The organism is Agarivorans sp. D1326 (assembly GCF_056958115.1).
This window is the reverse complement of sequence record NZ_JBTWEN010000003.1, coordinates 357,311-369,076: the sequence shown is the minus strand read 5'-3', so window position 1 is coordinate 369,076 and position 11,766 is coordinate 357,311. Positions and strand designations below refer to the sequence as shown.

The 11,766-nt window shown below is 44.3% G+C and carries 9 protein-coding genes; 4 read left to right on the top strand and 5 right to left on the bottom strand.

All coding sequences use genetic code 11. The features are described 5' to 3' along the window. Window positions 1-71: 71 nt before the first annotated feature. Together ACYFDN_RS08230 and ACYFDN_RS08225 are read right to left on the bottom strand one after the other, a co-directional pair. Window positions 72-749 (bottom strand): response regulator, encoded by a 678-nt coding sequence (locus ACYFDN_RS08230; protein WP_152779954.1) that lies wholly within the window; start codon window positions 747-749, stop codon window positions 72-74. Window positions 750-753: 4 nt separating this feature from the next. Next, window positions 754-2,367, bottom strand: coding sequence for an ATP-binding protein (locus ACYFDN_RS08225; protein WP_483510713.1), 1,614 nt, complete (start codon window positions 2,365-2,367; stop codon window positions 754-756). Between the two features lie 236 nt (window positions 2,368-2,603). On the opposite strand from ACYFDN_RS08225, the gene ACYFDN_RS08220 reads away from it, so the two are divergent. From ACYFDN_RS08220 to ACYFDN_RS08210, 3 genes are all read left to right on the top strand, one after another. Beyond that, window positions 2,604-3,575, top strand: coding sequence for a tripartite tricarboxylate transporter substrate binding protein (locus tag ACYFDN_RS08220; protein WP_221076313.1), 972 nt, complete (start codon window positions 2,604-2,606; stop codon window positions 3,573-3,575). A gap of 104 nt (window positions 3,576-3,679) precedes the next feature. Further along, window positions 3,680-4,144 carry a tripartite tricarboxylate transporter TctB family protein gene (locus ACYFDN_RS08215; protein WP_152779958.1) on the top strand — a complete coding sequence of 155 codons (465 nt, stop codon included), beginning with the start codon at window positions 3,680-3,682 and terminating at the stop codon, window positions 4,142-4,144. Between the two features lie 18 nt (window positions 4,145-4,162). After that, complete coding sequence (locus tag ACYFDN_RS08210; RefSeq protein WP_016400908.1) at window positions 4,163-5,713, top strand: tripartite tricarboxylate transporter permease; 1,551 nt, start codon at window positions 4,163-4,165, stop codon at window positions 5,711-5,713. 62 nt (window positions 5,714-5,775) lie between these two features. On the opposite strand, the gene ACYFDN_RS08205 is transcribed toward ACYFDN_RS08210, so the two are convergent. The 3 genes from ACYFDN_RS08205 to sstT form a co-directional block, all read right to left on the bottom strand. Next, window positions 5,776-6,921, bottom strand: coding sequence for a hypothetical protein (locus tag ACYFDN_RS08205; protein WP_483510712.1), 1,146 nt, complete (start codon window positions 6,919-6,921; stop codon window positions 5,776-5,778). After that, entirely contained in the window at window positions 6,921-8,954 is a 2,034-nt protein-coding gene (locus tag ACYFDN_RS08200; protein WP_483510711.1) for a DUF3857 domain-containing transglutaminase family protein, read from the bottom strand. Before ACYFDN_RS08200 ends, ACYFDN_RS08205 begins: the two co-directional genes overlap by 1 nt. 191 nt (window positions 8,955-9,145) lie before the next feature. After that, on the bottom strand, window positions 9,146-10,366 hold the full coding sequence (gene sstT / locus ACYFDN_RS08195) for a serine/threonine transporter SstT (RefSeq protein WP_338622003.1): 1,221 nt from the start codon (window positions 10,364-10,366) through the stop codon (window positions 9,146-9,148). Window positions 10,367-10,791: 425 nt separating this feature from the next. On the opposite strand from sstT, the gene ACYFDN_RS08190 reads away from it, so the two are divergent. Next, window positions 10,792-11,544, top strand: coding sequence for a TetR/AcrR family transcriptional regulator (locus ACYFDN_RS08190; RefSeq protein WP_016400903.1), 753 nt, complete (start codon window positions 10,792-10,794; stop codon window positions 11,542-11,544). Window positions 11,545-11,766 lie beyond the last annotated feature (222 nt).

The following is an 11,766-nucleotide window of genomic DNA, read 5'->3' as shown; positions in this document are numbered from 1 at the left end:
TAAGCAATGCTCTGTAACTAAAAGGCTCGCAATAGCGAGCCTTTTTGATTTTAAACTCAAATGTTTGATCCTTAGTTAACCCGATGATAGACCCGCTCTGGCCGCCCTACTGCACCATAAGCCACCTCTGGCGTGAGCTCATTACAACTGACTAAATACTCCAAGTAACGCCTTGCTGTAGTGCGGCTACTGCCAATTTGTTTGCCAGCTAACTCAGCCGTTAGTGAAGCATGTTCACTAAACAGTGCGCGCACTTTATCTAGCGTTACCGCGTCCACGCCTTTGGGTAAGCGCTTTTTGCTTTCGGCTACCGCGCCTTCACTCATTGGCATTAACTTATCTACATCTTGCTGCTCAAAAGAGCTGTTTTGATCAAGTCTGCGTAAGTAGTTCTTATAGTTGTTCAAGGATTCTTGTAAACGCGGAAATACCACCGGTTTTAGAATGTAGTCAAATACCCCATTACGCAGCGCTTCTTGCAAGGTAGAGGCTTCTTTAGCGGCGGTGAGCAACATAACATCAATGGCAAGATCTTGGCTGCGAATGTGTTTTAGTAACTCTAGGCCGGTGCCGTCGGGTAGGTACACATCTAACAGCAAAAGTTGTGGAGGTTTAGCCTTAATGTGGATCATCGCATCGGCAATGCTCAAGGCAATGCCAGATACTTCAAAATCACTCACACGCTGTAAGTACTGGCGATGGATCTCGGCAATCCCCGCATCATCTTCAACAATTAATACCTGAATCAAATGGCTACTCCTGCTTTAACTGCTTGGGAATATACACCGTAAAACGGGTGCCCAAATTGTCACTACTAAATTCAACGTTTCCACGCAAAATTTGCACGGTTTCTTTTACTAAGTACAGGCCAATGCCGTGGTCGCCTTGGGTTTTGGTGGTCACTCCCTGCTCGTAGATATTGGCTTGTAAGTTATCTTGAATACCACCAGCAAAATCTTCCACTTCAATAATTATGTCGTTGCCCAAATCGGTCATTGAGAGATTAATCGACTCGCGGCCATTGCTAGCGCGAGTTGCCTCAAATGCGTTATCTAACAGGTTAGCCACTATGGTAACGATTTGCTCCGAGCCACAGTGCGCTGGTAAGTCGCTCAAGCTGCTGTCGGGGTCAATATTTAAGGTTAAACCAAGCTCCCTCGCCCGGTGAAACTTACCCAAAATACAGCCTGCTATTACCGAGTCTTCTACTGCTTCAATCAAAAAGCGAATCAGTTCTTGGAATTGATCATTAGCTTGGCCAATAAAAGATAAGGCTTTATCACTTTCGCCTAATTGAATTAAACCAGCAATGGTATTTAGCTGATTAGAGTGCTCATGGTTTTGTACCCGCAAGGCTTCTGAATGCGCCTTAATTTGCGATAACTGCTTAGTAAGCAAGGTGATCTCATCTTTCCTCCTAAAGCTAGAAACCATGCCAATAAAGTTCTGTTGCTGGTCTTTCATCGGCACTCGGTTAGCAATCACTAAATGCCCGTTAAGCAATAACTCCACATCACTTTGCGCTTGCGGCTGATCGAGTAGTTCAGCCATATCACTATCGGGTAGCCAATCTCGCAGCGGTAAACCAACCGGATTAATCGATTTTCCTTGCAGGTCTTTGCCTAATAAGCGAATCGCATTAGCATTCACATTAGTAATAATGCCTTCTCGGTTAATCGCTATCACCCCTTCACGAATGGTATTAAGCGTGGCTTGCAGTTCAGCATATAAGCGAGTCATCTGTTCTGGTTCAAAACCCAACAATGTGTCCTTAATCCGTTGAGCCAGCCACCAACCAATCAGCATATTGAGAGACAACACCGCCATCACCAACAGCACCATAAAGTGCAAATAGGGTTGCAGTTGTACGTCAATTTTCTCTAGCAAATATCCAACCGAGACAATACCAATGATCTGCCCCTGTTGATCTTTAACTGGCACTTTACCACGCACAGATACCCCCAAAGATCCCTTGGCTTGTGACACATACTCTTGCCCTAGTATCAGAGCCGCATAGTTATCGCCTCCCACCATCGGTTTGCCAATACGTTCGCTTTTGGGGTGAGCCAAGCGGATCCCATCAACATCCCCTACCACAATAAAACTTGCGCCCATGGTGCGGCGTAATTCTTCTGCTAAAGGCTGTAAGTTTGCGCTATCTCGGCGCTCTACCGCACTCACAACATCGGGCAGCTTAGCCACTACTCGCGCTACATCTAAGGCCCGCTCCCCTTTGTCTTGGTATTCAGAGTCACTTACGTACCAATAGCTGGTCACTACCACAATGCTTAATTGAATAAGGCTGTAAATCAGCATTATTAGCAATAGGCGAGCACGGTAGCTTGGTAAGCGAGCTTGTTGATACATCTAAACTTTTCCCTGTTTGTTTCAATTTAGCTTAGCACGAGCTTAGCGAGCAGCTCCCGTGAACAATATGCACTTAATTACCAATATGGACTTTAAAGCCATTACTTGGCTTACATTTCAAAATCTCAGGCTTCCATTAACATTAATTTAACTTTATTCGCCAGCTAGCGGTATTTAAGCATGGCAGCAACCACTTTCAGCCACGCTGAAAGCCCTATGCAACAAGGAGAGCAAACATGTTAGCCAAGATTAAATTGGTCAAAACATTAATAGGGGCCGCAGTATTGGCCGCAGGCCTAAGCGGCACAGTTCACGCAGAAGAAGTGCACTTTTTAATTCCCGGAGGCGCAGGAGGAGGCTGGGATGGAACCGCCCGTGGCACCGGTGAAGCCTTAATGAAGTCAGGTATTATCGATAAGGTGTCTTACCAAAACATGAGTGGCGGAGGCGGCGGTAAAGCCATTGCTCACTTAATTGAAACCGCTAAAACCCAAGAACATACCTTAATGGTGAACTCAACGCCGATTGTGGTTCGCTCATTAACCGGCGTATTCCCGCAGTCTTTCCGCGATCTTACTCCCATTGCTGCCACAATCGCTGACTACGGCGCGCTAATTGTTAGAGCCGATTCCAAATATACTCATTGGGACCAAGTAATTGCCGACTTCAAAGACAACCCCAATAAAGTAAAAGTTGCTGGCGGTAGTGCACGCGGCAGCTTAGATCACTTGGTAGCAGCCGCAGCCATTAAAAACGAAGGCTTAGACCCACTAAGATTACGCTACGTAGCTTACGATGCCGGCGGTAAAGCCATGGCAGGTTTGCTTTCTGGCGAAACCGCACTGCTTTCAACCGGCTTGGGCGAAGCGCTAGAAATGGCGAAGAACGACCAAATTCGTATCTTAGCCATTACCGCAGAAAAACGAGTTAAAGACGCTCCCGAAGTACCAACCTTAAAAGAAATGGGCAACGACACAGTGTTTGCTAACTGGCGTGGCTTTTTTGCGGCACCGGGCACCAGCAAAGCGCAAGCTGAGAAGTTCTCAGACATGCTTAAAGAAATGTACACCACCCCAGAATGGGAAACCGTGCGTTCACGTAATGGCTGGGTAAACAACTTTGTGCCTTATGGCCAGTTCTTCGGCTTTTTAGAACAACAAGAGAAAACAGTAGGCAGCCTAATGAAAGAGCTAGGTTTTCTAAAGTAATCCTATTAGCCAGCAACTCCCTTGCTGCTTTATTTGCTTATCGGTAGTACTCAGTTAAGCACCGGTGCCTAGGCACCGGACTTTTTTTACATTTGGAGCTAACAATGCAAATTAGCAATCAACGAATTGGCGGCCTAATTTTTTTGCTGCTCTCTTTGTTCTACGGCTATTTTAGCTACGACATTCCGCTATTTCCCGGCGCGGAATATGAACCGTTCACCCCGCGCACTCTGCCGCAGTTTTTAGCGCTGTGCGGTATTGCTTGCTCAATCATTTTGATGCTCACCGGCGGTAGTGATTTTAGAACCAGCGTAAAACATTTGGTATGGCGCCCCGCCGCCAAATTGCTCGTTGCTATGTTCGCCTATGGCCTACTCGTCAATTGGATGGGGTTTGTATTGGCCACCATTATTTTCCTGGTTGTGAGCTTTCGCATCATGGGTGAAACCCACCATAAAAAGGCACTGGTAGTAGCCATATTGTTCACCGTGGCTTTTTGGGCGCTATTAACCCAAGTATTAGATATTTATTTAGAACCTGGGCAACTGTGGCACTGGTTTAATGGCTAGCAAAATAAGGACACGATGATGTTAGATGGAATTTTAGCTGGGCTTAGCACCGCCGTTATGCCAATGAACTTAATGATGGTAATAGTAGGCTGCTTAGTGGGTACCTTCATTGGCATGTTACCCGGCCTTGGGCCAATTACTGCTATCGCTTTGATGATCCCACTTACTTATAGTTTAGAGCCTTCATCAGGTTTAATTTTAATGGCGGGTGTTTATTACGGCGCTATATTTGGCGCATCATCCTCGTCGATATTAATTAATGCACCAGGTTGTAGTGCTACTGTAGTGACCGCTTTTGATGGCAACCCCTTAGCTAAAAAAGGCCAAGCGGGTAAAGCTTTAGCCGTTGCTGCTTATGCCTCGTTTACTGGCGGTACTTTGGGCGCAATTATGCTGTTAATTGCCGCGCCTGCTTTAGCCTCTGTCTCTTTGAGTTTTCAAAGCGCCGACTACTTCGCCTTAATGGTGCTTGGCCTTTCTGCCGTGGCTGCATTCTCAGGCAAAGGCCAAGTATTAAAAGCGGTAATGATGACCATTGTGGGCTTAATGTTAGCCACCGTAGGCACCGACAGAAGTGAAGGTGTAGAGCGTTTTACCTTTGGCCAACTGGATTTAATCGACGGCTTTAGCTTCTTACTGTTAGCCATGGCAACCTTTGCCCTAGCCGAAACCTTAATGTCGGTACTAAAACCCGAGAACCCCAATAACAGCGCTACCGAACAAAAAATGATGTCGGAGCTGGGTAGCCTTAAGCTCACCAAACAAGAAGTTAAAACCGTGGCAGCGCCAACTCTTCGCTCGTCATTTCTAGGTTTTTTTGTTGGCGTGCTTCCCGGTGCTGGCGCGACCATCGCCTCTTTTCTGGCATACGGCGTAGAGCGAAATCTGGCCAAAGGCGACGCAAAAAAAGAATTTGGTGAAGGCTCATTAAAGGGCTTGGCTGCGCCCGAATCGGCCAACAATGCAGCATCGACCGGCTCTTTTGTTCCCTTGCTTACCTTAGGTATTCCAGGCTCGGGCACTACCGCGGTATTGCTCGGAGCCTTAATAGCCTACGGTATTCAGCCGGGGCCAAGAATGTACATCGAGCACCCCGACCTATTTTGGTCGATCATCATCTCTATGTATTTTGGTAATGTGATTTTGCTAATTTTAAACTTGCCGCTAATCCCCTACCTCGCCAAGTTATTAAGCATTCCTCGCCCTTATTTGGTGCCGATGATTTTGCTGTTCTCGATTACTGGGGTGTATCTGGTATCGTTTAATAGCATGGACATCATGATCATGGTGGCGATATGTATGGCAGCCTTGGGCTTACGTTTACTCAACTTCCCTATGGCGCCGATGTTGTTAGGTTTTATTCTTGGTGGAATGCTCGAAGACAACCTGCGGCGAGCACTATTAATTGGCGATGGCGAGCTAAGCTTTTTATGGGAACGCCCATTAACTCTCACCTTTATTAGCATTGCAGCACTGGTGTTATTTAGCCCACTCTTAAGACCTTTGTGGGAGCGTAGCAAAGCCAAAGCCGAGTATGAACAAGCCAAACAAAAGGCGGCAGCTAAGTAATAAAAAAGGCGCTAATTTAGCGCCTTTTTTGTTCTCATTAGATTAGTTAACCTGAGCTCAGGTTAGTTAAGATATTGCTTGTAGCGTTGATAGCTCGCTGATTTTAAGTATTCCTCACCCCTATCAAAGGTCAGCAAATCTGTTTTGCTATAGCGCGTATCAAACCTGTCGTAGAGCACTTTTAGAATAAGTTCTGTTTGCTGATACTGTTTGGTATCAATAGACAGGCCCAGCAACCAAATATAGCCAAATGGCTCTGAAGGTGCCTTCAATAAGGCATTCACTAGGTAGTCTTCGGCTTTCTCGGTTTGGCCACTTTCGTACAAGGCATTACCAATCTCTACTTGCACTCTTACGTCTTTAACAACGGTTTCTGGGAAGCCCTTTAAGCTTTCAATCGCTAGGTAAAATTGCTGGTTGTCGTAGTAATAAGCGTAGAAACGCGGATGAACCGGCTGGTGCTTCTCCATATACACAACAAAAGATCGTGGCATCACCAAGCTGGGTTGGTTGATATAAGCTTTCATTAAGCCTGCCAGTACTAAAGGCTTTTGCTGAAACGGCTTAGGAATCTCGTTGTAGGCAAACAGCATCTCGGTATAGTTAGCTTGTCGAACCGCCTCAAAGAAATCACCCATTCGCTGAATACCGCTATTGGGGTGGGTTTTACGATATTGCTCCATATCGATAACCAGGTCGAAGCTGTCTGAGATCCCAACCCCCGTAAACAAATTGAAAATATCAACGATGTGGCCATCTAACCAGCTTATTTCGTAGTAGGCAAAGGTGCCATCTAGGGTAAAACGGTAATAGCTAGTTGCTTGCTGCTTAGCATGAACATCACTGTCTACATATTTCCAGCTACCGCCAGGCTGGGCCAAAATGGCTGCAATAGAGGTATCCGTTAAGCTAGACAGAAGTTGAGTAACGTTTGCTCGCTGATTGGCATTGAAGGTAAACGCTAAATCAGTTTCCAGTTTTTCAACCATTTTAGCTTCAACAATTTTACTTCTAAGCGCATTTTCGGTGTGTTGATTAAGCGCATTAGCATAGTTAACAAAATATCTATCACTGTATAGCTCTGCCGGCTCTTGGTTTTTAACCACCGGGTTATTCGTTTCAGATACAGAGGGAACTGAACGGCCGGTATCGTTACTTGCACAAGCACTCAGCATTAGGCTTAAGGCTAAAATATAAAAAGCTTTCATTACAATGCCTCCTGCTGGTTATTGGTTTGCTTTTCAAGCAAGAAGCTCACTAGTTCGTTCATCGAATCGTAGGCTTGGTCTTCGGTCACTCTGGTCACGCTGTAATTAATTTCTAAGGCCTTTCTGGCTTTCCTCATTAACTTGGCATATTGCTTTACCTCACTGGCGGCAACGGCCATTTGCTTATTCTGATATTGCTGTTGATAGGTGATCACTTTGTTGCGGTAGTCAAAACGCGTATACAATTTAAAGTGTTCGTCTTCTAGCGTTTGTTCTTCATTAGCCCAACTAAAATCGATGTCGTAGGGCAAATATAGTTTTGCTTGTTGCTGGATGTTTATCGGACGCCCCAAGGAGTAAGGCTGTTTACGTTGAATTTTCTGCGGCACTTTTAAGTAATGCTCAACCGCATCAGAAACCAACACAAACTCAGCGTCGCCTTCAACTTCATGCCAAAACTCATTCACCAAATAGTGCTCTTTAATTTCAATACGATTGCTAATTTTGTCATCACTAATTTGCAAATCTTGTTTTAGGCTAATCGAAGGATAAAAACGCTGGTAATAAGACAAATACGATTTTGTCATGCGTTTAGCGCTCTGGCCTGCAATTTCATAACGCATTCTGTCAGCTTCTGCGCCGGTAAAGGTATTAACAACCGTGAGTTGCACCGGCGAGCGAAAATCAGAAGCAATAAACTCCTGGGTAACTTCAACAAGGTTATCTTCAGCGACAAAATCAGGAATACTGCTTAAACCTTGATTGTCTGGCGAAATAACCAAAGCTTGTCCAAAAGCCGCTGGCACTATAGTTTCTAACAGGTTTGACTGATATGCGTTAGTTGGGTCAACCCAATAGTCTTGCCCCTTATAATTCAAATACACAATCGCATGATTAAAGGCGTTGTAACCCGGCAAATGCTCAGCCAAGGTATTGTGTTTATAGCTAGACACCAAAACTGGGTAAGCATCTACTCCCAACTCGTTTAATGCACTTACCAACAACAAAGACTTGTCTTTACAATCTCCATAACGGTTCGCTAACACCTCAGATGGAGAATGAGGACGATGTGAATTCTCGCCAATCTCTACCCCTAAATAACGAATGTCTTGTTGGGAGAAGCGTATCGCTTCTTCAATGGCTAATTTGGTGGGTTTAGCTTTAAGTTCACTAAGCCAGTCGTCGAAGGCAGCAGAATGCTTAGCCGAGGTTTTAAATAAAGACTCAGCCCAACTAGATACTTGCGACCAATCTTCAAAGCTAGTGATTTGCCAAGTAGGGTAAGCCGAATCCCAGTTTGGAGCTTGGCCATCTTCATAATAGGCCGGCGAATTTTCGATAAGCACCGAGTAACGAACCTTGTTCCCCTCGGTGTTTACCCTTACTTCGGTGTCTATATCGGCAAGTTGATTGCTAAGTTTTCTGCTTTTGTGCGCCACGATACTGGCATGAGTTATTCCCACCGGAACGCCCCAACCTAAACCAAAGGTATGGCTAAAGTGGCCATCAAATACTGGGTTTTCGCCAATTACGCTAAAGCTGTAATCTACAATGTCACCCGCTCTTACATCCTTTAACCAAAGCTGTAATTGCTTTTGTCCTGAATACAGTTTGCTATGTTGCTCGGGTTCAATGTCCACTGCTCGAATATCATCAGCAACCAAACGGTTAAACGATTTATCGCCTCGTATAATGTTTATGTGGTGCAACTCAACCCGCTGAAAATCGGGATTAAAAGTGATGGTTAAATCTGAATTGTCTTCAACGCCAGCACTGTCATTCACTTGAAAACGGATATAACGATAGTAATGCGGCTGCTTGCTAAGCAAACTTACTTGAGTATCCGACACCAAATAATCTACAGACTCTACTCCAAGATCAGCTTGGTTTAACTTGCTTAAATCCGCTTCTACAATCCACTTAGGTTTATCCCCTACTCGCCACAAGGCGTCGTTAGCAGCTAATGAAATGGTGGAGTAAAAGAGATTGGCAAACAGCAGAAAGAATAAAAAGAATGGTCGACTAACTAGCACTGCACTTCCCTTGCATCAACATCAAAAAGCCATACTAGTAATAATTATTTTAAAGTTAAAGCTCAACACGCGGCTTATTAGAAAAGAACTGCAATATATTGATGTTGTTTAAATAATTTTCAAATTTTAAGGTAATTACCAATAAAAAAGCAGCGCCTAAGCGCTGCTTATAAATACTCATTGTTGCATAACTACTTTTCTTCAGCAGCCTTACAACAAGCAGCCGTAAACAATACATCGGTAGAGCTGTTTAGCGCGGTTTCGGCAGAGTCTTGCAATACGCCGATAATAAAGCCTACTGCAACCACTTGCATGGCCACATCGTTAGATACACCAAACAAGCTACACGCTAATGGAATAAGCAATAACGACCCACCAGCAACACCAGAGGCACCACAAGCAGACACCGCTGCCACTACGCTCAGCAACAAGGCAGTAGCAAAATCGACTTGAATACCCAAGGTATGCACAGCCGCTAGCGATAACACGGTAATGGTTATCGCAGCACCGGCCATGTTAATAGTGGCACCAAGTGGGATAGACACCGAGTAAGTATCTTCATCTAGCTTTAAGCGCTGAGCTAAATCCATGTTTACTGGAATGTTCGCAGCAGAGCTACGAGTGAAGAAGGCAGTTACGCCACTTTCACGTAAACACTTAAATACTAATGGGTATGGGTTGCGACGAATTTTGTAGAAGACTAGAAGTGGGTTCATCACTAAGGCAATCAATAACATAGAGCCAATTAATACCAACAATAGCTGGCTGTAGCCTAGCAATACCGAGAAGCCTGTTTGCGCAATGGTGTTTGCCACCAAGCCAAAAATACCAATTGGCGCTAAACGAATAACAAAGCGCACAATGCTTGATACACCCGCAGCTACGTCATTAAACAAGGTTTTGGTGGTGTCCGATGCGCTATGCATGGCAATACCTAAACCAATTGCCCACGCTAAAATGCCAATGTAGTTGCCATTCATAATGGCGCTAATTGGGTTATCGACAATTTTAAACAGTAAGGTGTGTAATACCTCGCCAATGCCTTGCGGAGGATTAGCCGAGGTTTCGGTGCTCACTAGCACTAACTCGGTAGGGAACATAAAGCTCATGGCTACCGCCGTTAACGACGCGGCAAAAGTACCAAATAAATATAAATAGATAATCGGACGAAGCTGAGTATTTTGGCCACGTTTATGGCTAGCTACCGAGGCCGCCACCAACACAAAAACCAATACCGGTGCTACGGCTTTTAAAGCGCCAACAAAAAGGCTACCTAACATGCCAATAGACGTAGCCGCACTAGGTGCTAAAACGGCTAAAATACTACCGGCGATAATACCGATAAGGATCTGCAGTACTAAACTGCCCTGGGTAATAAATCGTAATATGCTGTTGTTTGATTGTTGTTTCATGCTTCTTATGGTCCTTTCGTGAAGCTATATAATTGGCGAAGGCGTAACCTTATAGGATGAAACACCATAATCACAGACAATAACCACATTAAATTGACACATCGCAAAAACTTTTCACTCATCTAGATTGTATAAGCAATATACAAGTAAGGTTTACACCTAAAAGCCCAACATTTTTAGCTATTGCTCAACTAACTTAGTGTTGCAACTTGCCCTTAAGCTCAGTATTTACTTACACTTTGATCAGCTGTTCAGGTTTTTGTGGCAATTTTGCAAGTCGTGATTGGCTAAATAACCAGGCGCTTAAACTAAATTAAGCACCAAAAGCAAAACATCAAACATAAATAAAACTTGAACAATTAATTATCAAGGCGTATAACTTGACGAATCGTCACATTGTGACGAAGTGTCAATAACGAGAAAAAATGAATACCAAAACCAGAAAAGCCCAAGAAATTGCCAACCGCGAAGAGCTGCTGCTAGATATAGCATTGGAGCTGATGGCTGAAACCGGCTTTGCTGGTCTTACGATGGATAAAATTACCCAGCGTTCGCAGTATTCAAAAGGCACTGTGTATAACCACTTTGCCTGTAAAGAAGATGTACTGTGTGCCTTGTGCTGCCGCTCTATGCGTTTACAAATAGAGCTATACCAGCGGATTAATGATTTTGCTGGTAGCACTCGAGAGAAGATGATTGCAATGGCCTATGGCTATCGCTTGTTTAATCGTCTTTACCCCACTCTGTCGATGGTAGTGTTAAGTATGAAAACACCTAACATCATGGAGAAAACCTCGAGTATTCGCAGTACCAGCGTAAGTGAACACGAAAACAAAATTGTCGGTATTGCGGTTAAGTTGATTGAAGAAGCTGTTGCTTTAGGTGAAATACCAGCCAGCCAAAATGTAGATGCCAATGCCGCTACATTTGCCGCTTGGTCGATGGCCTTTGGCACCAATGCGCTAAGCAGCGCAGTGGTAAATAAATCCAGCAAGTTTTGCTCTGCTGGTTTCGACAGCCAATACGCATTGCTATACAACGTAAATTTGTTGTGTGACGGGTTAAATTGGAAACCCTTGTCTAATCAACAAGATTACTTAGCCACTTGGCAGCGAATAGGCCAAGAGCTATATGCCAAAGAGTTGGCCATGCTGGAGCAAAACGAAACGCTGTATTAAGCGCTTTACGCAAACCAGCAATTAGCGAATAAAGATTTGTAAGTTCTAAGAGTAAAAGTGCCAAGTTGTTCTACTGTTGTTAAGTGGAATAATAAACGCACGCATTTAGATTCAAAATAAGCCGCCGATTACTGCGGTTTTTTAAGCAAAGGAAGTGACGATTCGTCAATTTTAGACAAATCGTCATAATTCACTCTAAACCAATTGAATGGTGCAATTGGT